Here is a 24,261-nt window from a genome sequence, read left to right as displayed (position 1 = left end):
GCGGCGCTGGCGCGGCCGGCGCGGCCACGGGGGATGCCAAGCCCCCGTCAGCCGGCCGCCCGGTACCCGCCGCTGACCTGCGGCCAGCGCAGCAGCGCGCCCAGCCCGCCGGCCGGCGCGCCGGCGTGGCTGCCGCCGGCCGGCGGCAGCGGGATGACCTCGGCGCCGGTCGCGGCGGCGGAACGGATCAGCGCATCATCGGCGCGGGCCCGCGCGGGCCGCGGCTCGCCCAGGTACTGCGACTCGCTGCGGCGCACCGCGAGCTGGTCGGGCTCAGGCCCCACCCACACGTCGTGCCGCAGGTCGCCGCCGCCGGGCCGCACCAGCAGCGCGGCGATGCGGTGCTCGCGGGCCGCGTCCACCAGCGCCGGCACGCCCTCGGCGGCCTCGGTCAGCCCCTCGGCGCTGTCGGGCACACGGGCGGCGAGGAACCGGTCGAGCGCCTCGTCGGCCTTCCGCCGCGCGTGCGCGGCGCGGGCGGCCTCGATGTCCTCCTCCAGCCGGGGGCTGCGGGCGCCGGCGGCCCGGCCGCCGTGGCGGGACTCGACGGTGACCTGCTGGAGTTCGGGCGGCAGCCGGTCGAAGACGGCGCGGCGCTCGCGGGGGTCGCCGGCCAGCACCAGCACCTCGGCGCCGGCGCGCGCCGCCTCCTCGGCGAGGGTCTCGGCGATGCGGGTGGCGTTCTCCTCCCAGGTGTTCTCGACGGCGAGCTGGAAGTGGCGCTCTGACCAGTCGGCGGAGGCGGTGCGGTGCAGAGGCCAGGTCTGGCCGGTCACCTGCCCGGCGTGGCCGGGCCTGCCGGAGCGGCCGCGCAGCTCCAGGTCGGCGCCCTGCCGGTCGACGTAGGCCACCAGGCACGGCGGCCGCTGGCTGGCGAGCGCGGCGAGCGGCCCCACGTGCGGCAGCGGCGCCCAGGTGTCCAGGCCGGGCGGCGGGGCGGCGGCGAGCGGCACCTGAAGCACGGCCTCGCCGCCGGTGGCGAAGACGGCGTGGCCGGGCGCGCCGGACGGCTCCAGCGCGGCGAGCGACTCCCGCACCGCCTCGCAGGTGGCCGGGTCCGCGCCCTGCGCGGCGAGCCGGTCGCGGGCGTCGCGGGCGATCAGCTCCTGCTGGCGCGCGGCGTCCTCCGTGTCGTGCGCGGTGTCCGCGTACGCCGAGGCCCACGGGCCCGGGCGGTGCAGCAGCGGGTCGAGAAACGCGAGATCCATTGAGTCCCTCCTGCTAGCTCCCCCGCCGGGTACCCGGCGGGGGACGTCAGACACGGTGCGGGCCGCGGCGGCGGGCCGACAGCGGGCTGGCGAGAGACTCCAGGGAGCGCTGCTCGGCGGGCAGCGCCAGGAACACCGCCACGAGCCCGGCGGCCGTCATCACGCCGGCGCCGAGCTGGAACGCCAGCACGGTGTCGGAGACGACGCCGCTTTCGGTGAGGTCCGCGAAGACCAGCGGGCCGGTGATGCCGCCGACGGCGGTGCCGACGGCGTAGAAGAACGCGATCGCCAGCGCCCGGGTCTCCATCGGGAAGATCTCGCTGACGGTGAGGTAGGCGCTGCTGGCCCCGGCGGAGGCGAAGAACAGCACGGCGCACCAGCAGGCGGTGAGGGTGACGGCCGACAGGTGCCCGCCGTCGAAGAGCGCGGCGGTGCCGAAGAGGAGGACACCGCTGGCCAGGTAGGTGCCGGAGATCATGGGCCGCCGCCCGACGGTGTCGAAGAAGCGGCCCAGCAGCACCGGGCCGAGGAAGTTGCCGACGGCGATGACGGCGAAGTAGTAACCGGTGTGGTCGGAGGCGGTGTCGAAGAACGTCGTCAGGATCGCGCCGTAGCCGAACGTGATGGCGTTGTACAGGAACGCCTGCCCGATGAACAGCGACAGCCCCAGGGTGGTGCGGCGGGGGTAGCTGCGGAAGACGGTGCGGGCGATGGTGACGAAGCCGATGGACTCGCGCGGGCTGATGGTGATGCTGCCGCGCGGCTCCGGCAGCGGGCGGCCGGTCTCCTCGGTGACGCTCCGCTCGACGCCCGCGACCAGCGCCTCGGCCTCGTGGCCCCGGCCGTGGATGAACATCCACCGGGGCGACTCGGGCACGTTGCGCCGCACCAGCAGGATCACCAGGCCGAGCACGACGCCGAGGGCGAACGTCAGCCGCCAGCCGAGTTCGGGGGGAAAGAGCGAGGTGTTGAGCAGCAGCACGGACAGCAGGGCGCCGAAGACGGCGCCGAGCCAGTAGCTGCCGTTGATGATGAGGTCGATCCGCCCCCGGTACCGGGCCGGGATCAGCTCGTCGATGGCCGAGTTGATCGCCGCGTACTCGCCGCCGATGCCGAAGCCGGTGAGGAACCGGAAGAGGAAGAACCACCAGGAGGAGAACGCCAGGGCCGTCAGGGCGGTGGCGCCCAGGTAGACGGCCAGGGTGATCAGGAACAGTTTCTTGCGGCCGAACCGGTCGGTGAGCCAGCCGAAGAACAGCGCTCCGGAGCAGGCGCCCGCCACGTACGAGGCGGCGGCGATGCCGGTGACCTCGCCGGTAGTGATGTCGAGGCCGCTGTCCTCCTCGGCGAGGCGGCTGGCGATATTGCCGACGAGCGTCACCTCCAGGCCGTCGAGGATCCACACGGTGCCGAGGCCCACGACGATCATCCAGTGCCAGCGCGACCAGGGGAGGCGGTCGAGCCGGGCGGGGACGTCCGTGGTGATCAGTTCCTCGCCGTCAGCGGCGTGCGGGGTGCTCATCGCCGGTGCCGTTCCGTCAGGCGGCGGGGTTATAGGCCGTGAAGACCCGGGTCATCCCCTCGATGAACTGCGGCAGGTCATCCGGCTTGCGGCTGGTGACCAGCGTGGCGGGCTGCGCGTCGCAGACCACGACGGGCTCATCGACCCAGGTGGCGCCGGCGTTGCGCAGGTCGGTGGCCAGGCTGGGCCAGGACGTCAGGGTGCGGCCGCGGACGACGTCGGCCTCGATCAGGGTCCACGGCGCGTGGCAGATCGCGGCGACGGGCTTGCCCGCCTCGAAGAAGGAGCGGGCGAACGCCACGGCGTCGGCGTCCATCCGCAGCGCGTCGGGGTTGGCGACGCCGCCGGGCAGCACCAGGGCGTCGAAGTCGTCCGGCGACGCCTCGGCGGCGGTCTGGTCGACGGGGAACGTGCCCGCCTTGTCCAGGTGGTTGAACGCCTGGACGCTGCCGGGCCTGGTGGAGATGACCTGCGGGGTCTCCCCGGTCTGGGACAGCGCCTCCCAGGGCCGGGTGAACTCGATCTGCTCGACTCCCTCGTGTGCCATGAGGAACGCGATGCGCATGACGGCTTCCCTCCGGTTGCGGGTGGGTGCGGGCTGCGGTGCGCGGCCGGCGCGGCGCGGCGTCAGTCCCCGCCGCCAGCCCCGCCGCCGTGCTTGCGGCGGCGGCCCCGGCGGGGCAGGAACTCCTGTGCCTTGGCCTTCAGGCCCTGCCGGACCACGGCGCCGCGGTCGCTGTCGCCCTTCAGCAGCGAGGCGGCGGCCGCCTCCATCTGCTCCCAGGTGACGTGCGGCGGTATCGGCGGCACCGCCGGGTCGGTGACGAACTCCACGACGGCGGGCCCGTCGGCGGACAGGGCGCGCTCCCAGGCGGGCGTCACCTCCCCGGGTGTCTCGACGCGGATGCCCGTCAGCCCCAGCGTGCGCGCAAACGCGGCGTACCGCACGTCGGGCAGGCGCTGGGAGGGCAGGAACTGCGGGGAGCCGCTCATCGCCCGCATCTCCCAGGTGACCTGGTTGAGGTCCTGGTTGTTCCACACGGCCACCACCAGCCGCGGGTCCTGCCACTCGTGGCGGTACTTGGCGATGGTGATCAGCTCGGCGAGCCCGTTCATCTGCATGGCGCCGTCGCCGACCAGCGCCACCACGGGCCGCTCGGGGTGGGCGAACTTGGCGCCAATGGCGTACGGCACGCCGCAGCCCATCGTGGCGAGCGTGCCGGAGAGCGAGCCGCGCATCCGGCCGCGCATCGTCAGGTGGCGGGCGTACCAGTTGGCGACGGAGCCGGAGTCGGCGGTGAGGATCACGTCCTCGGGCAGCAGCGGATCGAGTGCGCGGGCGACCAGCTCGGGGTTGACCGGGTCGGCCGCCACCCGGGCGCGCCGCGCCACCGCCTCGCGCCAGCGCTCGACGTTGGCGATGACGGCCTCCTGCCAGTCGCGGCGCCGCTTGCGCCGCAGCGCCGGCAGCAGGCGGCGCAGCGTGTCGCGGGCGTCGCCGACGAGGTTGACCTCGAACGGGTAGCGCATGCCGATCATGTGCGGGTCGCGGTCGATCTGCACCGCCCGCACGTCGCCGAAGTCCGGCAGGTACTGGCTGTAGGGGAAGCTGGAGCCGATGGTCAGCAGCGTGTCGCAGTCCCGCATCAGCTCGTAGGAGGGGCGGGTGCCGAGCAGCCCGATCGCGCCGGTGACGTAGGGGATCTCGTCGCTGAGCACGTCCAGGCCGAGCAGCGCCTTGGCGCCCCCGGCGCCGAGCACCTCGGCGGTCTCGGTGACCTCCTGCCGGGCGCCGGCCGCGCCCTGGCCGACGAGGAGGGCGACGCGCTCGCCGGCGTTGAGCACGTCGGCGGCGCGGCGCAGCGCCTCGCGCGAGGGCTCGGTGGTCCACTCGCTGTGGTCGAGGCTGGAGGGGACCATAGTGAAGGCGTGGCCCGGCGGCTCGTAGTCCAGCGCCTGCACGTCGGCCGGGATGATCACGGCGGTGGGTGCCTGCCGCGCGTAGGCGGTGCGCAGCGCGCGGTCCAGGACGTTCGGCAGCTGCTCGGGGACGGTCACCGTCTGGAGGAAGTCGGAGGCGACGTCCTTGAACAGCGCGGGCAGGTCGACCTCCTGCTGGTAGGAGCCGCCCATCGCGGAGCGGGCGGTCTGGCCGACGAGCGCGACGACCGGCACGTGGTCGAGCTTGGCGTCGTACAGGCCGTTCAGCAGGTGGATCGCGCCGGGGCCCGACGTCGCCGCGCACACACCGACCCGGCCGGTGAACTTGGCGTAGCCGACGGCCTCGAACGCGCTCATCTCCTCGTGGCGCGCCTGGACGAAGCGGGGCCGGTCGCCGGCGCGTTCCCAGGCGGCGAGCAGTCCGTTGATGCCGTCACCCGGGTAGCCGAAGACCTGCTCGACGTCCCAGTCGCGGAGCCGGGCGAGGACGAAGTCAGCCACCTTCTCAGTCATGGCGCCACGGGTTACCTGGCCAGGGGCGCGGAAACCTGGGGTTTGCCGGGCGGCGTCACGGGCACACGGACTCGTGTGCTTCGGATCGCAGGCACGTCCGCGGGAGCGGTGGCTCCCCGCTGGCGCGTGCCGCGCCGGGGCCGGCTCCCGCGGTGAGACATCCGGTCACCGAGAAGGGAGCGTGGTTTCCCATGCCAGCAGCACCCGCAAGGACCGCCCGGCGAACGCACCGGCACCGCGACGCGCCGGACACCGCGGCGGCGTTCCGCCGCCTGGCCGTCATGCCGGCGGGCACCGGACGGGACGCGCTGCGCGACGAGATCGTGCGCGCCTGGATGCCGGTGTCCGCGCGCATCGCGCGGCAGTTCCGTAACCGCGGCGAGGACCTGGCGGACCTGGAACAGGTCGCCCACGTGGGCCTGGTGAAGGCGGTGCGCCGCTACGACCCGTCGGCGGGCCCGGCGTTCGAGAGCTACGCGGTGCCGACGATCACGGGTGAGATCAAGCGCCACTTCCGCGACCACATGTGGGACGTGCACGTGCCGCGCCGGGTGCAGGAGCTGCGGAACCGGGTGCGCGCGGCCCGGCACGAGCTGACGCGGTCGCTGGACGAACGCGGCCCCGGCGTCGCCGAGATCGCCGCGCACACCGGCCTGACGGCCGGGGAGGTGAGGACCGGCCTGTCGGCGCTGCGCAGCTACCGCGTGCTGTCGCTGGACGCCGGGCTGTCCGGCTCCGGCAGCGGCTACTCGCTGCTGGACACCCTCGGCAGTCCGGAGCCGGCCTACGACCGGGTGGTGGACCGGGAGTCGGTCCGGGACGGCCTGCGGGAGCTGCCGGAGCGGGAGCGGCGGATCCTGTACCTGCGGTTCTTCTGCGGTCTGACGCAGCGTCAGATCGCTGGGGAGCTCGGGGTGTCACAGATGCACGTGTCGCGGCTGCTGAGCCGCACCTGCGCGCGGGTCCGGCAGCGGGTGGAAGCCGGCCGTGCCGCCTGACGACGGGCACGGCACGCGCCGGGAGACGCTCCGGGAGCGTGACGACCGGAACTTCCAGGAGCTGCTCCAGGAGCTGCGGGTGACGCAGACGGGGGTGCAGATCCTCTTCGCGTTCCTGCTGACGCTGGCGTTCACCGAGCGGTTCGGGGAACTCGACGGCGTGCAGCGCGCGACCTACCTGGTGACGCTGGTGCTCGCGGTCACGGCGACGGTGCTGTTCACCGCGCCGGCCGCGCTGCACCGGGCGCTGTTCCGGCGGGGTGCCAAGCGGCTGCTCGTGGAGGTCTCCTCGCGGCTGGTGAGCGCGGGGCTCGCGGTGCTGGCGCTCTCGTTCGGGGTCGCTGCTGCTGGTGGTGGACGTCATCTACTCCCGCCCGGCCGGGATCGCGGCGGCGGCGGGGGCGCTGCTGCTGTGCCTGGGGCTGTGGGGCGTGATGCCGCGCCTGCTCAGACGGCGGGGTGACGGCCGTCCTCCTCCGCCGTGAGCGCGAGCGCGAGGTGGCGCGAGGCCCGGTCCATCACGGCCGCCTCGGCGAGCGCGAACGGCTCGCGGTCCCCGGCGCGGACGAGGGTGAGCACGCCCAGGACGCCGCCGCTCCCGGCGGGGGCCGGCAGCGGCACGCACAGCACGGACGTGCCCTCGACGAGGGCGAGCAGCGGCGCGCCCGCGCCGGTCTCCCCCAGCGCGCCCGGGTCCTCGGGCCGCACCCGCAGCACGCACGCCGCCGTGCCGGCCGCCTCGCCGATGAGCGGGGCCCGGCCCGGGTCCTGGGCGGCGACGGCGGCGGCAGCGGACTCCTCCCCCGGCGGCGGCAGCACCAGGGCGCGGCGCGCCGGCCCGCCGGGCGGCGTCACGTCGGCGATGACCCAGTCGGCGAACCGGCCCGCCAGAACCGCGGCGGCGCGGGCGAGCACCGGCCCGTCGCCGTGGCCGGGGCCGCGCAGCAGCGCCGTGGTCAGGTCGTCCAGCAGGTCCAGCAGCGCGGTGTGGCGGGCGGCATCGCCCGGTGGGTCCGGCCGGCGTTCCGGGCCGGGCCGGCGGGGCGCGGGCACGGCGGCGCGGGTGGCGCTCAGCACGCACAGCACGGCGCTGCGGCGCTCGCCGGACGGCCGCACGGCGGTCAGCGTCACGCCCGTGCGGCCGGCCTGGTGGAGGTGGGCGACGAGGCTGCGGTCGCCCTCACCGCGCGCCACGGCCGCGAGGTGGCTGCGCAGCACGGCGCGGGCGTCGTGACGGAACGACGCGGACAGCGGGCGGCCAGTGGCGTAGCCGGCGCGCAGGCCGAGCAGCCGGGTGGCCGCGTGGTTCAGGCGCCGCACCACCCCCTCGGCGTCGGTGACGACGACGGCGGCGGGCAGGCGCTGGAAGACGGTCTTCAGCAGCTGCCGCTCCCGTCCTCCGTCCGGTCCCGGACCGGAGCGGGAGCGGTGGGCCGCCTCCAGGCGTTCGAGGCGGGGCCACAGCACGCCGGCGACGTACTCCAGCTCCATGAGCGCGCTGTCGAGGGTGGCCGCACGGTCTCCCGTGGGCAGGGCGCGTGCCGCCCGCAGCTCTGCCACCCGCTCACGGAAGCCGCCAAGCTCCGCGCCGATCCGTTCGGTATCGGCCATACCCGAACAGTACGACGCCCGGGACCCGCGGGGCGGGGTGAGGACGAGTTCCTCAAGGCTTCTCCATGGGCGTGAACGCCGGCGGGACGCCGGGCGGCGGCACCCGGTTCACAGCTTCCCGCCGATGGTCTGGAGGAACTCCTGCCAGGAGGCGGCGAAGCGGTCGACGCCGTCGCTCTCCAGCACCCGCACCACGTCGTCGTAGGACACGCCGGCGGCGGCCAGGTCGTCGAGCGTCTGCTGCGCCTCCTCGTAGCCGCCGCGCACCGTGTCGCCCAGCAGGCGGGCATGGTCGGCCACGGCCTCCAGCGTCGGCCCCGGCATCGTGCTGACCACGCCGGGCGCGACCAGCTCGTCGACGTACCGGGTGTCCGGATAGGACGGGTCCTTCACGCCGGTGGACGCCCACAGCGGCCGCTGCGGCCGGGCCCCCGCCGACGCCAGCGACTGCCACCGCTCGGTGGCCAGCGCCCGCTCGAACAGCTGGTAGGCCAGGCGGGCGTTGGCGATCGCGGTCCGGCCGCGCAGCACCTGCGCCTCGGGGGTGCCGAGCTTGTCCAGCCTGCGGTCGGCCTCGGCGTCGACCCGGCTGACGAAGAACGACGCCACGGAGCCCAGCGAGGACAGGTCGCGCCCCTGCTCGCGGGCGCGCTCCAGGCCCGTCATGTGGGCCTCGATGACCTGCTGGTACCGCTCGAGGGAGAAAATCAGCGTGACGTTGACGCTGATGCCCTCGGCGAGCGCCGCGCTGATCGCGGGCAGCCCCTCGGGGGTGGCGGGGATCTTCACGTACATGTTGGGCCGGTCCACCAGCCACCACAGGGTGCGGGCCTCGGCGAGGGTCGCCTCGGTGTCGTGCGCGACGCGCGGGTCGCACTCCAGCGACACCCGGCCGTCGAGCCGGTCGGTCTCCTCGTACACCGGGCGCAGCAGGTCGCACCCCCAGCGCACGTCGTACGCCGTCAGCAGCCGCGCCGCCTCCTCGGCGCCGACGCCGCGGCGCGCCAGATCGGCCAGCTGCCCGTCGTAGGCGTCGCCGGCCCGCACCGCCTTGGCGAAGATCGTGGGGTTGCTGGTGACGCCCACCACGCCCTTCTCGCGCACGAGCCGGTCGAGGCCGCCGCTGGCCAGCAGGTCGCGGCTGAGGTCGTCGAGCCAGATGGCGACGCCCTCGTCGGCAAGTCTCCGCGTGTTTTCGCTCTGCGTCATTGGTTCACCTGTGCTCCCGACTCGGCACCAGCCTTTTCGCGATGGCCGCCGGGTACCCGCCCGCCGCGCACCGAATCGGCGGGGCGCCAGCGCCGCGCGCCCGTGCTACGCCGCCCGGCCGCCGCGCCGGGCCAGCTCAGGGGCGTCGGTGTCCAGCGGCACGGCCTCGGCGCCGACCATGCCCAGCTGCACGGCCTGCCGGGGCAGCAGCGCCTCCAGCGCCCAGTCGGCCGCGACGCGCACCCGGTTGCCCGGCAGCACCGACAGGTGGTAGCCGCGGGTGACGAGCCCGGCCAGCGGCCCGGACAGCGGCACGTGCAGCGGGTTGGCGGCGGCGGAGAACCCGCCGAGGTCCACGGCGAAGCCCTTGTCGTGGTGCTCGTAGGCCTGCGGCTGGCCGATGCCGTAGCGGGCGGCGACGTTCACGGCGGCGGTGCGGCCCTGCCGCCAGGCGTGCTGCGCGGTCATGGGCGTGAACTGGCCCGGCCGCGTCACGTCCGGCACGGCGGCGGCGTCCCCGCACGCGAACACCTCGGGGTGGTCCGGCACCGTCAGGTGGCGGTCCACGACGAGGCGGCCGCGCTCGACCGGCAGGCCGAGCCCGCTGACCAGCGGGTCGGGCCGCACGCCCACGCACCAGATCAGGCTGCGGGTGCCGACATACTCGCCGGTGTCCAGCAGCACCCCCTCGGCCATGGCCTCCTTCACGGAGGTGCCGGGGCGCACGTCCACGCCCCGGCGCCGCAGCACCCGGTCGGCGGTGCGCGACAGCCGCTCGTCCAGCTCGGGCAGCACCCGGGGCGCGATGTCCAGCAGCAGCCAGCGCGGCTGCGGCACCGGCCGCGGGCCCCGGTGGCGCGCGGCGACCGAGGCGGTGAACAGCTGGCCGTGGGCGGCCACCTCGGTGCCGGTGTAGCCGGCGCCGACGACGACGAAGGTGGACCGGTCGCGGCGCTCGTCCTCGTCGTCGGCCTGGGCGGCGAGCTCGAGCTGCCGCACCATGTGGTCGCGCAGGTACAGCGCCTCGGGCAGGCCCCGGAAGCCGGTGGCGTGCTCGGCGACGCCGGGGATGGGCAGCAGCCGGTTGACGCTGCCGACGGACAGCACGAGCGTGTCGTAGCCCAGGGAGCGCTCGCCGCACTCGGGGTCGGTGTACCGCACGCGCCCCGCGTCGAGGTCGACGCCGGTGGCCTCGCCGATGACGAGCCGGACGCGCGGCAGCGTGCCGGTGAGCGACACCGTGACCCGGCGGGCCTCGAGGATGCCGGCGGCGACCTGCGGCAGCAGCGGCAGGTAGAGGAAGTAGTCGGTGGGGTTCAGCACCACGACCTCGGTCTGTTTGCCCGCTCTGCGGGAGAGGGTCCTGGCGGCCTGGTAGCCGGCGAACCCGGCGCCCACGATGACGACGCGCGACCTGCTCACGTTCCACCTCCACAGTGCGACGGCGGACGGCGAGTACCCGCGGTGCCCGGCGTCACACGGCGGCCCGCGTCAGGCGCCCTGGAGTTCGCGCTCCCGCTGCTTGCGGTTGTGCTTCTTGATCCCGGCGTGGAGGTCGTTGGGATTGTCCGGCATCAGCAGGGTGCCGCCCGGCGCGCTCTTGCCGGTGGCGGCCCGGTACACGCCCCGGGCGAAGTCGGTGCAGTTGTACTGGCCGACGTGGTAGTCGCTGCGCTCGTGCTTGCGGATGTAGGCCAGGGCGCGCTGGTACTGCTCCTCGGTCAGCTCGACGGACATGGAGGAGGTGGCCTGCTGGGGCTGGTCCTTGTCCTTGATGACGCGCCCCGGCACGCTCCGGAACACCGATTCCACGGGCCCGGCGGGGTAGAAGCCGACGGAGAAGTGGTACCGGCCGTCGCGGTAGAACGTCACCCACGAGTGGCCGACCCGGCCGTCGGCAAAGTACTGCGGGTCGTCGAAGCTGACCTCCTTGTGCGCGTGCAGCGCGAGCGTCATGGTGCCGCCGTCGCTGGGGGGCAGCTCCAGGCCCCCGCCGCCGCCCGCCGCCTGCGGGACCGCCGGTGCCGGCGGGGCCTGCTCGGCCGGTCCCGCCTCGTCGCCGGGTTCGGGCGCGCGGGTGAAGCCCTGGGTCTCGGGGTCGTAGATCCAGCCGCGCGCCTCCATGTTCCGGATGGCCTGGGCGCGCGGGTCCCACCGGTCAGGCATGCGCTGGACGGCGGCCGGCGCGCCGCGCCGCTGGGCGACGGCCGCGGCGGTGGCCGCGTTCCCGGCGTGCTGCTGGAGCGCGCGCACGCCGGCGGGCGTGAGGACCGGCCCGGCGGCGGCGTGCGGCACGCCCGGAGCGGCGGCCCCGCGCCCAGCGACGCGCGGGGCCGCGCCGGGAACCGGCGGCCGATCCCCTTCGCGTATCCGCTGCCTCATCAGCCGCCCCTTCCCGCTCTCCGCCCGGGACCCTCTCACGGCGGCGGGCGAGCCGGGGAGGCCGGATGGTGCTGGTCTTCGGGGCAGCACGTGCCTGCCCGCCAGGGCAGCCGCCGCGCCCGTCCGCCTGCCCCGTGCGGACCGGCGCCCGGTCCGTGCCGAGCGGTCCGGCATCCCCGCCGTCGCTGATACATTCCTGTCTCACGAGAAGGGGATCTGATGCAGATGCTGCCGAGCGATGCCGCCTCCTCGATGCCGCCGCCCAGCACCTGGCGGGCAACCGCAGCGCTTCGCTCGCCGAGATCGCGAAGGCCGCCGGGGTCAGCCGCGCGACGCTGCACCGGCGCTGGCCCACCCGCGAGGCGCTGCTGCGCGCGGTCGGCCAGCGGGCCGTCGAGGTCCTCGACCGGCTGCTCGCGGACGCCCGCCTGCCCGACGGCGCGGGCCCGGAGGAGTTCGATGCCGCGCTGGAGCGGCTCATCGAAGGGCTCGCTCCCGCGATCCACCTCTACGGCTTCGCCAGCCACGAGCCGCAGCTCCAGGCGGACCCGGGGCTGACCGCCGCCGTCGCGGAGCAGGACGAGCGGGCCCTGCGGCTCCTCGCCCAGGGCCAGCGGCTCGGCCGGCTCCGCTCGGACATGCCTCCGGCCTGGCTCTGGCACAGCCTGTGGGGACTGCTCGAAGCCGCCTCCTACGGCGTCCGCGAGGGCCACTTCGGCCACCGCGAGGTGCGCCGGCTCGTCACCCTCACCTACCGCACCGGCAACCAGCCCCCGCACTCCTGAGAAAGCACCGTGAGCACCCGCACCCCCCGCACCACCGGCACCGCCGTCACGGAAGAACAGCGGCGCGTCCACGACCGCCGCTGGGTGATCCTGGCGATCCTCTGCGGCAGCCTGCTGCTCATCGGGATGGACACCACCATCCTCAACGTCGCCTTCCCCTCCCTGGTCGACGACCTCCAGCCCAGCGCCGTCGAGCAGCTGTGGATCGTCGACGCCTACGCGCTCGCGCTGGCCGGGCTGCTGGTGACCGCCGGGGCGCTCGGCGACCGGCTGGGCCGCAGGCGCCTGCTGCTCACCGGCTTCGCGGTGTTCGCGGCGGCGTCGCTGGCCGCCGTCTTCGCCACCGCCGCCTGGCAGGTGATCGCCGCGCGGGCGTTCCTCGGCGTCGGCGGCGCGGCGATCATGCCCGCCACGCTGTCGCTGCTGCGGCACGTGTTCACCGATGCCCGGGAGCGGGCCTTCGCGTACGCCGTGTGGACCGCCGTCATCGGCGGCGGGATGGCGCTGGGCCCGGTGGTCGGCGGGCTGCTGGTGGTAAGGCAGGGCTGGCACTCGGCGTTCCTGCTGAACGTGCCGGTGGCGCTGGCGGTCGTCGTCCTCGGCCGGTGGCTGCTGCCGGAGTCACGGGCACCGCTCCCGGGCCGCTGGGACTGGCCGGGCGTCGCGCAGTCGGTCACGGGCATGGTGGCCCTGGTGGCGGGCATCAAGCTGCTGGGCGAGCACGGCCCGGGCGCCCCGGCGGTGTGGGCGCTGCTGCTGGCCGCGGCCGTGACGCTGACCGTGTTCACGCGCCGTCAGCTGCGGCTCGGGCAGGGCGGTACGGGCGTCCGGCCGCTGCTTGCGGTGCGGCTCTTCGGCGACCTGGCCTTCACCGTCGCGGTCGCCGCGATCGTGCTGGCGATGGTCGCGCTGGGCGCGGCGATGTACCTGGTCACGCAGTGGTTCCAGTACGCCCAGGGCTACTCGCCGCTCGAGGCCGGGATCCGGCTGCTGCCGATGCCGGTCGCGCTGATCGTCAGCTCCGCCGTCACTCCGAGGCTGATGCACGCCTGGGCGGTGCGGCACGTGCTCGGCTGCGGCCTGGTGCTGACCAGCGCCGGACTGGCGCTGCCCTGGGTGCTCCAGCAGGCGGGCCCGCTGGGCTACCCGGCCGTGGCGGCCTCGCTGGCTGCGTCCGGCCTGGGCGCGGGCGTGGCGACGACGACCGCCTCGGTGACGCTGATGGCCGTCACGCCCCGGGAGCACGTCGGCGGGGCGGCGGCCATCGACGAGACCTCCTACGAGCTGGGCACGGCGCTGGGCGTCGCGGTCCTCGGCAGCCTGGCCGCCGCGCTGTACCGGGGCCACCCCGGCGCCACCGGTGACTCCATCGGCGACGCGGCGCACCGGGCCGGGGAGCTGGCGGGACCGGCGGGCCAGCGGCTGCTGGCGGACGCCGCCGAGGCGTTCACGCGGGCCATGACCCCGGCGATCGCGGCGGGTGCCGCGCTGACGCTGCTCGCCGCGGCCGTCGCCTGGCGCTGGACGCCCCGGGATGTGAGGCCGACGTCGGGCGCGCACTGAGCCGGGCGGGGCCGGCTCCCGGGGGTGGCCGCGTCACTGGGCGGTCCAGCCGCCGTCCATCAGCGGCGTGGCGCCTCAGCATCACGAAAAAACAGACTCAGCGTCATGCCGCCCCGGCTCCCTCAACGGCGTCACCTCCCACCGCGGGCCGTCAATGCACCGCTCCCGGTTGCGGGCCGCGAGCGGACGCGCGCGATGCCCGCTCGATTCCGGTGATCTGTCCCGCCGCGCGCCCCGGCAGGCGCGACCTGGACGGCGCCCGCGCCCGTTGACAAAGCGGAGCGACGCTCCGGTACAGTGCATGCGGAACGTCGCTCCGCTTTCTGGCGGACCCGGCGTCACACCTACCACCCATGAGGGAGCGACGCGGCATGATTCTGGTCACCGGAGGACTGGGCTTCATCGGCACCCACACCGTGCGGGCCCTGCAGGACGCGGGCGAAGACTGCGTCCTGGTGCAGCGGCGCCGGGCCGAGGTGCCGCCCGGCCGCTTCGCCGCACCGGTCGCGGTGGAGCGCGCCGACATCACCGACCTGGACGCGCTGCTCACCATCGGCACCCGCCACACGATCACCGGCATCGTGCACCTGGCGGGTTCCATGCCCTGGCCGCCCGGCCCGGACCAGCCCGTCGAGCAGCCCGTCGATGCGGCCCGCCGGGCACTCGGAGGGCTGTTCAACGTCATCGAAGCCGCCCGGCAGTGGGGCGTTGGCCGCGTGAGCGTGGCGAGCACGATCGGCGTCTACGGTTTCCGCGCCGAGGGGCGGCTCACCGAGGACATGCCGGTGCAGCTGTCCTCGCCGCACCCCATCCCGGCCTTCAAGAAGATCGGCGAACTGCTCAACGGCCACCTCGCCGACGCCACCGGCATAGAGATCCTCAACCTCCGCATCTCCGGCATCTGGGGGCCGCTGGACCCGCACGGACCGATCTTCTTCGCCGCCCCCGAGCTGGTGCAGGCCGCCGCGCGGGGCCGGGAGCCGGACCTCAGCCCGCTCCCCGGGCCCGCCTACGCCGAGGACGCGCTCGACCTGTGCTACGCCAAGGACGCGGGCCGCGCCATCGCGCTGCTCCAGACCGCCGGGCACCTCAACCACCGCACGTACAACGTCGCGTCGGGCCGCGCCACCAGCAACGCCGAGATCATCGCCGCCCTGAAGCGGCACGTCCCCGGCGCCCGCGTCGACCTGCCCACCGGCGGCACCGCCCCCGCCCGGTACCTCGACATCAGCCGCCTGCGGGCGGACACCGGCTTCGCGCCCGCGTACGACACCGAGCGGGCGGTCGCCGACTACCTCGCCTGGCTCCGCGCGGGCAACGCGTACTGAAGCCCGGCGGCTGACCGCGCCCCCGGCCCCTGGCCGGGCCCCCACCGGGCCCGGCCAGGTCAGCCGCGTGCCGTGCACACGCCGCCTAGCAGGAGCCGTCGGACTCCGCCAGGCCGGTACCCGCGCCCGCCGTCCGGGCCACGATGGCCGGGACGCACTCGGCGTCGTCCAGCTCGTAGGAGTACGGAATGCTCACGCTGGTGGTCGACTCCGGGTCGGGGCCCGCCGGGCTGGTCTCGTCGCCGGGCTCGGACCAGGTCACGTTGTCGAAGATGTTGCCGCTGACCTCCCAGTACCCGGGCTCGTCGGTGTAGAAGGTGCCCAGGACGTTCCTGGAGTCCTGGAAGTAGTTGTTCTCCACCTTCGCCTGGCCGCCGGCACGGGAGTTGATACCGGACTCGTGCACGTCCGCGTAGTAGTTGTTGTACATGTGGGCGACGCCGCCGCGCAGCAGCGGAGTGCGGGAGTCGATGTTCTGGTACAGATTGTGATGGAACGTCACATACCCGTTGGACCGGTCGCTCTCGCTGGAGCCGATGAGCCCGCCCCGGCCGGAGTCCCGCAGGACGCTGTACGACAGCGTCACGTACTGGGTGTTGTTCTTCAGGTCGAACAGGCCGTCGTAGCCCTCGTCCTCGCCGCCCGACGCGATCAGCGTGGTGTGATCCACCCAGACGTTCCGGACGTCGCTCTCCATGCCGATGGCGTCACCGCCGTTGGAGGTGGGCGAGCCGGACTTCTTGACGTTCTGGATCGTCACGTTCTGGATGATGATGTTGCTGGAATCCCGGATGTGGATGCCGATCTGGTCGAAGGTGGCGCCGCTGCCGACCCCGATGATCGAGACGTTGCTGATGCCCTTCAGCTCGATCCGGTCGTCGTCGGTGTCGCAGCTGTCGCCGTCCACATCCGAGGTGTTGCCGTGATTGATGGTGCCCTCGACCTCGATGATCAGGGGCGTGTCCGTGCTCTCACGGCTGCACAGCGCCTGGTGGATCTCGGTACCGGTGGTGGCCCGGACCGTCTCGCCGCCCGCGCCGCCGGTCGTCCCGCCGTTCTCGGCCGCGAAGCCGGTGGCGCTGCCCGCCGCCGACGCCGTCTCCGGCAGCGACAGCGCCACGCCCGTGGCCGCCACGACGGCCAGCGCGGCCACGGCTCCCGGCAGCCGCCATGCCACAGATCGCTTCATCTCGTCTCCTCCTGCGCGGGCGGCGCACGGCACAAGCGGCTCCCGGCGCTGCCTCGCTGCGTACGGGTGGGGGTGCCAGGCCCGCGGGTCCCCCGGTCCGGCCAGGCCCTGTGAGCGTACGGGCGGAGAAGAGCACTGTTCAGCGCACCGCATGGACAATAACGAGCCAGCCACCCGCCGCCCGGGACCGGTCCCCGCCCAGTGTGCGTTCATGTGCCGCGGGAACGGACAAGCGAGCAGGGAGCAGCACATGACCGGACCGGACATGAGCGTCTTCGACGGGCGGCCCGCCAACGAGACCTACGCCCGCGTCCGGCGGCGGGTCGCGGCGGCGGTCACCGCGCTGCGCGAGGACGACGACGCGCGGCCGTCCCGGCGGCAGCGGCGGATCGCCACGCGCGCCGGGAGCGAGTCCGGCCGGTTCCTGGCGCCGCGGGACGAGATCGCCGTCGGCATGCGCACCGCCTACGTGCGGGTGATGCTGCTCAGCGGACGGTACCGCCGCGTGCGCCGCCACCTGGGTCCGGCGGTTACGGTCGCCCGCCAGTCCCTCGGCACGGACTGCGAGCAGTCCCGGCTGCTGCGGGCCTGCGGCACGCGCGCGGCTGAGGAGGTGGCGCCCCGCCACGACAGGGCCGTCACCGCGGCGCAGCGGCGGCTGGAGCAAGCCGAGCGCGGTGCGGGCCCCGCAAGCCAGGAAGCCATGACCGCCGCCCGCCGGCTGGCGGCCCGCTACCGCAAGGCGTTCCGCCTGCGTGACATGGCGGAACTGTACGAACGCACGGTCGCCGAGGCCCGCGCACGCCTGGGCGACGACCACCCCCGGTCCTCCGGGTTCGCCCTGGAGGGCGCCTTCGCGTGCCTGGCAACGGGGGAGACCGCCGCGGCTCTCCGCCTGTTCGAGTACCACTACGAGACGGAGGACTCCCGGCTGGCCGAGGAGCTGTCGCGGCACCCCGGCTCGGTCGATGCCCGGCTGGAACGCGCCCAGATGTGGCTGGCCCTGACCGAGTTCCTGCTCGCCGAGGGCACGGTGGACCGCGCCGAGCGGCAGGCCCGGCGGCTGCTGCGGCTCGTGCCGGAGCTGGTCGCCGAAGCGGGGGCCGGGGAGCAGATGGCATGGCTCGGCGAGCTGGAACACCAGGCGCACTTCGCCCTCGGGAACTGCCTCGCCGCACAGGACAAGTGGCCTGAGGCACACGACAGTTACCGCACGGCCTACCAGCGGCTCAACCCCGCCGACGCCAGGAACCCGCTGGCGGTCCGCTACTTCACCACCGTGCTCTTCTCCGGCCGCCGCTGGACGGAGTACTGACACCGCCGGTCCGCTCACCGCCCGCCCGCCGCCCGGGACCGGTCCCCTGCAGACGTGGGTTCATGGGAAGCGCACGGGGACAAGCAAGCGGGAGGGGCACGTGAGCGAACCGGGCATGAGCGTCTTCGACGAGTGGTACCCCTACGCGGCCTACGCCCGCGTCCGGGAGAGGGTCTCGGGGAGAGTGGCGGCGCTGCGCGAGGACGAGGACAGGGACGCGCGGCCGTCCCGGAATCAGCGGTGGCTCGCCACGATCGCCATCGGCGAAGCACTTAAGTCGCTGTCCTACTGTGACGAGGTCACCGTCGATGCCATGACCGCCTACGCGGCCGTCATGCTGCGCAGCGGACGGTACCGCCACATGCGCCCCGTACTGGGCCTGGCTCTCCGGCTCGCTCACCAGTCCCTCGGCACGGACAGCGAACCGTACCGGCGGCTGCGCGCCGCCACAGAACGCGCGGCCGAAGCCGTGGCATCACGCCACCACAGGGCCATCACCAGGGCGCGGCGACGGCTGGAACGGGCCAGACACCACACAGGCCCCGCCAGCGAGCAGACCCTCACCGCGGCCCGCCGGCTGGCGGACCGCTACCGCAAGGCGTTCCGCCTGCGTGACATGGCGGAACTGTACGAACGCACGGTCGCCGAGGCCCGTACATACCTGGGCGACAGGCATCCCAGAGCCTCCGCGTTCGCCGAGGCGGGCGCCTTCGAGTGTCTGGATGCCGGCGAAACCGTGGCCGCGCTCCGCCTGTTCGAGTACCACCTGGAGACGAAGGACTCCCAGCTGACCGACGTGCTGACGCTGGCCCCAGTCCAGGTCACGGATCACCTCCAGGCCGAAATCAACATATACCGCGTCTCTGCATGGTCAGTCCTGGTCGAATTCCTGGTCTCGGGAGGAGCAGCGGACCGCGCCGAGCGGCTGGCCCAGCAGGCGCTGCGGCTCTTGCAGGACCTCATCGCCCAGGAACGCAGGACGTCGACGAAGCGGCCCGGACGGCTGGAACATTCCGCGGTCGCCGAGAGCACGGCGGGCCGTGCCTCGCAGCAGGAGCCTGCACTGCTTTCGACCAACTGGAGTGTCCTGCTCCCCGGATCCGCTCGACAGAGCGGATGAAGCACCTCCACCGGCTGGAGCATGCAACATACTTCGCTCTCGGGAACTGTCTCGCCGCACAGGGCAAGTGGCCAGAAGCCCACGAGAATCACCGCACGGCCTACCAGCGGCTCAACCTCACAGACGCCGATTACCCGACAGCAGCCCAGTACTACACCGCCGTGGTCTTTTCCAGCCGCCGCTGGACGGAGTACTGACACCGCCAGTCGGCTCACCGCCCGCCCCGCAGCTCCGCGATGGTGGCGCTCTCGTGGTTCTTCCGCCGGACCTTCTCGCTCAGGTCGTCCGTACTGCCGGGCTCCCGACGGCCCGGCTGCGGCACCGCCGCGTTCTGCGCTCCCTGCTGAGACGCCTCCTGCCCGCTCACGGCCGCCGTTCACTCCCGTCGGTGCCAGCCGCCCGCAGAGCCAGCGCCAGCCGCCGCGCGTCGCCGACGCCCAGCGGGGTAATCACGACCGACTTCCGCATGGCGACGGTCGCCACGTACACGGGTGCCGAAATCCCCAGACGGGACAGCTCGGTACACAGGATGTCCCGTACGGCCTCCGCCGGGTCGTACCAGTCACACGAATGAGTGGGCGTCGCCATCGGCTCTCCCTTTCCGGTCCGTCATCACGTAATTACTAGGTTTCAGGCACCGGAAGCTCCTCGCCAGGGGCTCCGTGTGGCCGGTCGTGATGGCCTCAAACGCCGGTTCGAGAAGGGATGGCCGATGGCCCCTCGCAAGTCCGAGCAGAAACGGGTCGCCCCCGCCCGCCGCAAATACATGGAGGAGCTGCTTCAGCTCCGCGAGGAGTCCGGCATGTCACTGGGCGACCTCTCGGAACGCTCCACGTACGACCGCTCGTACCTCAGCAAGCTGGAGCGCGGCGAACGCCTCGGCGACCTGGAGACGGCCAAGCGGCTTGACGCCGTGTACGGCGCCAAGCGGACGCTCCAGAACCTCTGGCACCTCGCCAAAGAAGACGTCTACCTCGGCCGGTACCAGCGGTTCATGGAGCTGGAGTCGGAGGCCAACGTCATCCAGATGTATGTGCCGCAGACGATTCCTGGGCTTTTGCAGACCGAGGAGTACGCGCGGGAACAGCTCTGGTCCACACCGCACCGCCCTGACGAGGAAGGGCGCCTGGAGGAGCAGCTCGTCGGTCGCATGAGCCGCCGCTCGATACTGTGCAACGGCGACCGCCACGTCCATCTCAGGGTCATTCTGGACGAGGCCGCACTGCGCCGCCCACTACGCGACCCAGTCGCCTGGCACCGGCAGCTGGAACAGTTGCTCGCAGACGCACGACTACCGCACGTGACAGTACAAGTAGTTCCCTTCTCTGCGGGCATCCACGACCTGCTGGGCGGCACGCTGACCCTCCTGTGGTTGCCCGAAGGAGCCATCGCGGCATACCTGGAAAGCGGGAAATCAGGCGAAGTCCTCGAGGAACCGGCAGAGGTCGAAATGCTCAAGCTGTCCTACGATCAGGTACGAGACTTGGCACTGTCACCGTCGGACTCCTACGAGTTCATCAAATCCCTGTCGAAGGACGGCTAGTGATCATGCATTCCTCCCGGCACCACCTGAGCGACGCGGCGTGGCGCAAGAGCAGCTACAGCAACGGGGGAGCCAACAACTGCGTTGAGGTGGCCGACGGCATCCCCGGCACCGTCCCCGTCCGTGACTCGAAGAACCCCGGTCCTGCCCTCCTCGTCACCACCGGCGCGTGGCAGGCGTTCGTGGAGCACCTCAAGCACTGAGTCCGGCGGTCTCACCGCCCGCCAGCTGCCCCCGCGTTTCGACCAGCTCGGCGGCAACGTCCGCCAGCTTGCGGTTGCGCCGCTGCGACTGGCGCCGCAGCAGAGTGAACGCCTCACCGGCGTCGCAGCCGGTCAGGTGCATCAGGATGCCGCACGCCTGGTCCACCACCGGCCGCGTGCGCATCGCGGCGTCCAGCTGGTCCACCTCCGTCAGCGCCCGCTCGTACCGCTGGTCGCTGGCGAGGCCGCGCGCGGCGAGTTCCCCGATCAGCGCGGCGGCGCGCCGGGCGCCGCCGGTGACCGCGCCGGGGCGGAAGCCGCAGAGCGTGACGGTGACGGTCACCCCGTCGTACCGGAACGGCAGGGTCGCGCACGAGCGGACCCCGGCGTCGAGCGCGACGGCGCGGTAGGCGGGCCAGCGGTCGTCGCGGAGCAGGTCGTCGGCGCCCGCGGGCTCCCCGGTGCGGACGGCGGCGGGGATGGGGCCCTCGTCGCGCTCCCACTGCACGTGCAGCAGCGGGGCGAGGTCGGGGTGCGTCACCCCGGCGGGCGGCGGCTCGGCGGGGTCCGGCCCGGCGCCCGCCCCGGACGCGTCCAGCGTCATGGTGGCGACGGCACCGCAGGTCGCGGGCACGCAGGCCGCGGCCTGCTCGGCGAGGGCGACGAGCGTCCTGGCCGGTGCCGCCGCGTCCGGCAGCGCACGGCGTGACAGCTCAGGCATGCGGCTTCGCCTGCCCGGACATTCCCGGGAGAAACCCGCCCACCCACGCGTGAAGCCCGGTGCCGGGGGTACTCGGCGCGCGCACGCCGCTGACGCAGGTGCCGATCTCCGGGAGGAACCGCATGACCACCGCCCAGACCGATCAGTACATCGCTGAGCTGGCGCAGCAGCTGCGGGTGGACTCCGTCCGCGCCTCCTCCACGGCGGGCTCCGGCCACGCCACGTCGTCGCTGTCGGCCGCCGACCTGATGGCGGTGCTGGCCGCGCGGTACCTGCGGTACGACTTCAACTGGCCCGGCCATCCGGGGAACGACCGGCTGGTGTTCTCCAAGGGCCACGCCTCGCCGCTGCTGTACGCCTTCTGCAAGGCGGCGGGCGCGATCTCGGACGAGGAGCTGCTCGGCTTCCGCGAGCTGGGCAGCAGGCTCGAAGGTCACCCCACGCCCCGGCTGCCCTGGGTGGACGTGGCGACCGGATCCCTGGGCCAGGGTCTGCCCGTGGGCGTGGGGCTCGCACTCGCGGGCCAGCGGCTCGGCCCCGTGCCGTACCGGGTGTGGGTGCTGTGCGGCGACAGCGAGATGGCGGAGGGGTCGATGTGGGAGGCGTTCGAGCACGCCTCCTACGAGAAGCTGGCCACGCTCACCGCGATCATCGACGTCAACCGGCTGGGACAGCGCGGCCCGACGCGCTTCGGCTGGGACGTCGGCGCGTACGCGCGGCGCGCGCGGGCGCACGGCTGGCACACCGTGGAGATCGACGGGCACGACCTGGCCGCCATCGACCAGGCGTACGCGGAGGCCATCTCCGTGGCCGACCGGCCCACCGCGATCATCGCGCGGACGAAGAAGGGCCGCGGCGTGGCGGCGGTGGAGAACCTGGAAGGCAAGCACGGCAAGCCGGTGCCCGACGAGCGGGAGGCCGTCGACGAGCTGGGCGGCGACCGCGGGGTGCGGGTGGACGTCACGCCCCCGCCCGCCACGGCGGCCCCGCCGCGGCACGAGCCGGTGCAGGTGGCGCTGCCGCACTTCGCCCCGGGGGAGCAAGCGGCGACGCGCGACGCGTACGGGCAGGCGCTGACGGCGCTGGGCGACGCGCGGAAGGACGTCGTGGCGCTGGACGGGGAGGTGAGCGACTCGACGCGGGCGGAGTTCTTCGCGACGGCGCACCCGGACCGGTTCTTCGAGTGCTACATCGCCGAACAGCAGATGGTGGCAGCGGCGGTCGGGCTCCAGGCGCTGGGCTGGGTGCCGTTCGCCTCGACGTTCGCGGCGTTCCTGACGCGGGCGCACGACTTCGTGCGGATGGCGGCCGTCTCGCGGGCGGACATCTGCCTGTCGGGCTCGCACGCGGGCGTGGCGATCGGGCAGGACGGCCCGTCGCAGATGGGGCTTGAGGACCTGGCGATGTTCCGGTCGGTGCACGACAGCACGGTGCTGTACCCGTGCGACGCCAACCAGACGGCGTACCTGGTGGCGGCGATGGCGGACGCCACGGGCGTGCGGTACCTGCGGACCTCGCGCGGCAAGACGCCGGTGATCTACGGGCCGGACGAGCGGTTCCCGATCGGCGGCAGCAAGGTGCTGCGGGCGACCGACCGGGACGAGGTGACGATCATCGCGGCCGGGGTCACCGTGCCCGAGGCGCTGGCGGCGGCCGAGACGCTGGAGCACGAGGAGGTGCGGGCGCGCGTGATCGACCTGTACTCGGTCAAGCCGGTGGACGCGCCGACGCTGCACCAGGCGGCTGAGGACACGGGCTGCCTGGTGACCGTGGAGGACCACCGGCCCGAGGGCGGCCTCGGCGATGCCGTGCTGGACGCGTTCACGGACGGCCGGCCGGTGCCCCGGCTGGTGCGGCTCGGGGTGACGACGATGCCCGGGTCGGCCACGCCTGAGGAGCAGCTGCGGGAGGCGGGCATCGACGCCGGGTCGATCGTGGAGGCGGTGCGGCGGGCGCTGGCGGCCTCGCCGCGGCCTACCCCCGTGTGACCGCCGGGTCCTTGCCCCGCCCGGAGGCGTGCCGTCCGGTCAAAAGAACTGCGTGCGGCCCTAGTTGAGACAGAGGCGGGGTTGCGCCCGGGTCTAGGATCCGAGGTATGGACGACACGCAGCCCGGCACCGACGACGCCGCGCCCTACCGCGACCTGCACCTGGAGCGGCCGCACTCGGCCCGGATGTACGACTTCTTCCTGGGCGGCAAGGACAACTACCGGTCAGACCGCGACGCGGCCGTCAAGGTGGTTTAGGTGTACCCGTCGGTCTTCGTGACCGCACGGGAGAACCGCGCCTTCATGCACCGGGCGACGCGGATGCTGGCCGAGCACGGTATCCGCCAGTGGCTCGACATCGGTACGGGCATCCCGACCAGCCCGAACCTGCACGAGGTGGCGCAGCGCGTCGCCCCCGAGGCCCGGGTGGTGTACGTCGACAACGACCCGATCGTGCTCGCCCACGCCCAGGCCCTGCTGACGAGCACGCCCGAGGGGCGCACCGCCTACATCGAGGCCGACGCCACCGACCCGGAGGCGATCCTCGGCTCGCAGGAGCTGCGCGACACCCTCGACCTGACCCGGCCGGTGGCGCTGAGCCTGAACGCGCTGCTGCACTTCATCACCGATGAGATGGGCGCCTACGGCATCGTCAAGCGGCTGATGGACGCGCTGCCTTCCGGTTCGGCGCTCGCGCTCACCCACGGCACCGGCGACTTCGACATGGCGGTGATGTCGCGGGTCGTCGAGGTGTACGAGGCGGGCGGCACGGCGGTGCAGCTCAGGACGCGCGAGGAGATCGAGCGGTTCTTCGCAGGGCTGGAGCTGGCCGAGCCGGGCATCGAGGTCGCCCACCGCTGGCGTCCCAACGAGACGGACGTGCGGCTGCGGTCGATCGCGGGCCAGGAGACGGTCAGCGACGCGGAGGTCGGCCTCTGGGCGGGCGTCGGCTTCAAGCCGTGACGGCCCGCCGGTGGGCCACGCCGCCCTCCCGCCGCCACGGAGCGTGACATTTCCGGGCCGTAAAAGTCCCGGGTACCTTGGGTTTCCGCCGATCCGTACCGCGCTTCCCTCACCTAATGTGACGGTCCGGCCGGGCCAGGCCCGGCCTGCGACACGCACC

General features: G+C 73.7%; 20 protein-coding genes and 3 pseudogenes. 11 read left to right on the top strand and 12 right to left on the bottom strand.

The annotated features are described in order from the left end of the window. Window positions 1–47: 47 nt before the first annotated feature. The 4 genes from JK356_RS00485 to JK356_RS00470 all read right to left on the bottom strand — a co-directional run bounded on the left by JK356_RS00485 (window position 48) and on the right by JK356_RS00470 (window position 5,184). Window positions 48–1,208 (bottom strand): Vms1/Ankzf1 family peptidyl-tRNA hydrolase, encoded by a 1,161-nt coding sequence (locus tag JK356_RS00485; protein WP_201865427.1) that lies wholly within the window; start codon window positions 1,206–1,208, stop codon window positions 48–50. Window positions 1,209–1,254: 46 nt separating this feature from the next. Beyond that, the gene (locus JK356_RS00480) at window positions 1,255–2,730 is read right to left on the bottom strand and encodes an MFS transporter (RefSeq protein WP_201865426.1); all 1,476 of its coding nucleotides are present in this window, start codon (window positions 2,728–2,730) and stop codon (window positions 1,255–1,257) included. Window positions 2,731–2,746: 16 nt separating this feature from the next. Continuing rightward, on the bottom strand, window positions 2,747–3,295 hold the full coding sequence (locus JK356_RS00475) for a type 1 glutamine amidotransferase domain-containing protein (protein ID WP_201865425.1): 549 nt from the start codon (window positions 3,293–3,295) through the stop codon (window positions 2,747–2,749). A gap of 62 nt (window positions 3,296–3,357) precedes the next feature. Beyond that, window positions 3,358–5,184 carry a thiamine pyrophosphate-requiring protein gene (locus JK356_RS00470; protein ID WP_201865424.1) on the bottom strand — a complete coding sequence of 609 codons (1,827 nt, stop codon included), beginning with the start codon at window positions 5,182–5,184 and terminating at the stop codon, window positions 3,358–3,360. Window positions 5,185–5,375: 191 nt separating this feature from the next. Here JK356_RS00470 and JK356_RS00465 point away from each other — a divergent pair, with 191 nt between their 5' ends. Both JK356_RS00465 and JK356_RS00460 read left to right on the top strand, forming a co-directional pair. After that, window positions 5,376–6,182, top strand: a complete 807-nt coding sequence (locus JK356_RS00465) for a SigB/SigF/SigG family RNA polymerase sigma factor (protein WP_201865423.1) — start codon at window positions 5,376–5,378, stop codon at window positions 6,180–6,182. Then, window positions 6,172–6,667 (top strand): annotated as a pseudogene (locus JK356_RS00460) (DUF6328 family protein). Before JK356_RS00465 ends, JK356_RS00460 begins: the two are co-directional and overlap by 11 nt. On the opposite strand, the gene JK356_RS00455 reads toward JK356_RS00460, so the two are convergent. The 4 genes from JK356_RS00455 to JK356_RS00440 all read right to left on the bottom strand — a co-directional run bounded on the left by JK356_RS00455 (window position 6,630) and on the right by JK356_RS00440 (window position 11,384). After that, entirely contained in the window at window positions 6,630–7,793 is a 1,164-nt protein-coding gene (locus tag JK356_RS00455) for a PAS domain-containing protein (protein WP_201865422.1), read from the bottom strand. The pseudogene JK356_RS00460 and the gene JK356_RS00455 overlap by 38 nt on opposite strands. Window positions 7,794–7,901: 108 nt before the next feature. Beyond that, window positions 7,902–9,002 carry a transaldolase gene (gene tal, locus JK356_RS00450; RefSeq protein ID WP_201865421.1) on the bottom strand — a complete coding sequence of 367 codons (1,101 nt, stop codon included), beginning with the start codon at window positions 9,000–9,002 and terminating at the stop codon, window positions 7,902–7,904. A gap of 105 nt (window positions 9,003–9,107) precedes the next feature. Further along, entirely contained in the window at window positions 9,108–10,424 is a 1,317-nt protein-coding gene (locus JK356_RS00445) for an NAD(P)/FAD-dependent oxidoreductase (protein WP_201865420.1), read from the bottom strand. Window positions 10,425–10,493: 69 nt separating this feature from the next. Beyond that, on the bottom strand, window positions 10,494–11,384 hold the full coding sequence (locus JK356_RS00440) for a hypothetical protein (protein WP_201865419.1): 891 nt from the start codon (window positions 11,382–11,384) through the stop codon (window positions 10,494–10,496). Window positions 11,385–11,539: 155 nt separating this feature from the next. Between JK356_RS00440 and JK356_RS00435 the strand changes: the two genes are divergently transcribed. From JK356_RS00435 to JK356_RS00425, 3 genes are all read left to right on the top strand, one after another. Further along, window positions 11,540–12,169, top strand: coding sequence for a TetR/AcrR family transcriptional regulator (locus JK356_RS00435; RefSeq protein ID WP_201865418.1), 630 nt, complete (start codon window positions 11,540–11,542; stop codon window positions 12,167–12,169). Between the two features lie 9 nt (window positions 12,170–12,178). Next, window positions 12,179–13,732 (top strand): MFS transporter, encoded by a 1,554-nt coding sequence (locus JK356_RS00430; protein WP_307815334.1) that lies wholly within the window; start codon window positions 12,179–12,181, stop codon window positions 13,730–13,732. A gap of 371 nt (window positions 13,733–14,103) precedes the next feature. Continuing rightward, window positions 14,104–15,060 carry an NAD(P)-dependent oxidoreductase gene (locus JK356_RS00425; protein WP_201865417.1) on the top strand — a complete coding sequence of 319 codons (957 nt, stop codon included), beginning with the start codon at window positions 14,104–14,106 and terminating at the stop codon, window positions 15,058–15,060. Between the two features lie 88 nt (window positions 15,061–15,148). Here the strand turns inward: JK356_RS00425 and JK356_RS00420 are convergent. Then, window positions 15,149–16,249, bottom strand: a pseudogene (locus JK356_RS00420) (polysaccharide lyase family 1 protein); the annotation flags it as partial. 250 nt (window positions 16,250–16,499) lie between these two features. Here JK356_RS00420 and JK356_RS00415 point away from each other — a divergent pair. Both JK356_RS00415 and JK356_RS00410 read left to right on the top strand, forming a co-directional pair. Then, the gene (locus JK356_RS00415; RefSeq protein WP_201865415.1) at window positions 16,500–17,564 is read left to right on the top strand and encodes a hypothetical protein; all 1,065 of its coding nucleotides are present in this window, start codon (window positions 16,500–16,502) and stop codon (window positions 17,562–17,564) included. 100 nt (window positions 17,565–17,664) lie between these two features. Next, a complete protein-coding gene (locus tag JK356_RS00410; protein WP_201865414.1) occupies window positions 17,665–18,684 on the top strand; it encodes a hypothetical protein in 1,020 nt (339 codons plus the stop codon). Between the two features lie 211 nt (window positions 18,685–18,895). Here the strand turns inward: JK356_RS00410 and JK356_RS00405 are convergent, their stop codons facing one another. Next, entirely contained in the window at window positions 18,896–19,051 is a 156-nt protein-coding gene (locus JK356_RS00405) for a hypothetical protein (protein WP_201865413.1), read from the bottom strand. After that, window positions 19,048–19,272 (bottom strand): hypothetical protein, encoded by a 225-nt coding sequence (locus JK356_RS00400; protein ID WP_201865412.1) that lies wholly within the window; start codon window positions 19,270–19,272, stop codon window positions 19,048–19,050. The genes JK356_RS00405 and JK356_RS00400 overlap by 4 nt, the downstream gene beginning before the upstream one ends. A gap of 124 nt (window positions 19,273–19,396) precedes the next feature. Here JK356_RS00400 and JK356_RS00395 point away from each other — a divergent pair, with 124 nt between their 5' ends. Then, complete coding sequence (locus JK356_RS00395; protein ID WP_201865411.1) at window positions 19,397–20,227, top strand: helix-turn-helix transcriptional regulator; 831 nt, start codon at window positions 19,397–19,399, stop codon at window positions 20,225–20,227. 5 nt (window positions 20,228–20,232) lie between these two features. Then, the gene (locus JK356_RS00390) at window positions 20,233–20,430 is read left to right on the top strand and encodes a DUF397 domain-containing protein (RefSeq protein WP_201865410.1); all 198 of its coding nucleotides are present in this window, start codon (window positions 20,233–20,235) and stop codon (window positions 20,428–20,430) included. On the opposite strand, the gene JK356_RS00385 is transcribed toward JK356_RS00390, so the two are convergent. Continuing rightward, the gene (locus JK356_RS00385; protein ID WP_201865409.1) at window positions 20,420–21,151 is read right to left on the bottom strand and encodes an ANTAR domain-containing response regulator; all 732 of its coding nucleotides are present in this window, start codon (window positions 21,149–21,151) and stop codon (window positions 20,420–20,422) included. The genes JK356_RS00390 and JK356_RS00385 overlap by 11 nt on opposite strands. Window positions 21,152–21,273: 122 nt before the next feature. On the opposite strand from JK356_RS00385, the gene JK356_RS00380 reads away from it, so the two are divergent. Then, entirely contained in the window at window positions 21,274–23,139 is a 1,866-nt protein-coding gene (locus tag JK356_RS00380; RefSeq protein ID WP_201865408.1) for a transketolase, read from the top strand. Window positions 23,140–23,246: 107 nt separating this feature from the next. Further along, window positions 23,247–24,101 (top strand): annotated as a pseudogene (locus JK356_RS00375) (SAM-dependent methyltransferase). Window positions 24,102–24,261: the final 160 nt, after the last annotated feature.

This window comes from Streptomyces sp. 7-21 (genome assembly GCF_016741785.1).
Classification (GTDB): domain Bacteria; phylum Actinomycetota; class Actinomycetes; order Streptomycetales; family Streptomycetaceae; genus Streptomyces.
Note: the sequence above shows the minus strand (reverse complement) of the source record. Positions and strands in the feature narration are given on the sequence as shown.

Coding starts and splice junctions, on each gene's coding strand:
- JK356_RS00485 (WP_201865427.1), bottom strand. CDS start 1,208: ATGGATCTCGCGTTTCTCGACCCGCTGCTGCACCGCCCGGGCCCGTGG.
- JK356_RS00480 (WP_201865426.1), bottom strand. CDS start 2,730: ATGAGCACCCCGCACGCCGCTGACGGCGAGGAACTGATCACCACGGAC.
- JK356_RS00475 (WP_201865425.1), bottom strand. CDS start 3,295: ATGCGCATCGCGTTCCTCATGGCACACGAGGGAGTCGAGCAGATCGAG.
- JK356_RS00470 (WP_201865424.1), bottom strand. CDS start 5,184: ATGACTGAGAAGGTGGCTGACTTCGTCCTCGCCCGGCTCCGCGACTGG.
- JK356_RS00465 (WP_201865423.1), top strand. CDS start 5,376: ATGCCAGCAGCACCCGCAAGGACCGCCCGGCGAACGCACCGGCACCGC.
- JK356_RS00455 (WP_201865422.1), bottom strand. CDS start 7,793: ATGGCCGATACCGAACGGATCGGCGCGGAGCTTGGCGGCTTCCGTGAG.
- tal (WP_201865421.1), bottom strand. CDS start 9,002: ATGACGCAGAGCGAAAACACGCGGAGACTTGCCGACGAGGGCGTCGCC.
- JK356_RS00440 (WP_201865419.1), bottom strand. CDS start 11,384: ATGAGGCAGCGGATACGCGAAGGGGATCGGCCGCCGGTTCCCGGCGCG.
- JK356_RS00425 (WP_201865417.1), top strand. CDS start 14,104: ATGATTCTGGTCACCGGAGGACTGGGCTTCATCGGCACCCACACCGTG.
- JK356_RS00415 (WP_201865415.1), top strand. CDS start 16,500: ATGACCGGACCGGACATGAGCGTCTTCGACGGGCGGCCCGCCAACGAG.
- JK356_RS00400 (WP_201865412.1), bottom strand. CDS start 19,272: ATGGCGACGCCCACTCATTCGTGTGACTGGTACGACCCGGCGGAGGCC.
- JK356_RS00395 (WP_201865411.1), top strand. CDS start 19,397: ATGGCCCCTCGCAAGTCCGAGCAGAAACGGGTCGCCCCCGCCCGCCGC.
- JK356_RS00390 (WP_201865410.1), top strand. CDS start 20,233: ATGCATTCCTCCCGGCACCACCTGAGCGACGCGGCGTGGCGCAAGAGC.
- JK356_RS00385 (WP_201865409.1), bottom strand. CDS start 21,151: ATGCCTGAGCTGTCACGCCGTGCGCTGCCGGACGCGGCGGCACCGGCC.
- JK356_RS00380 (WP_201865408.1), top strand. CDS start 21,274: ATGACCACCGCCCAGACCGATCAGTACATCGCTGAGCTGGCGCAGCAG.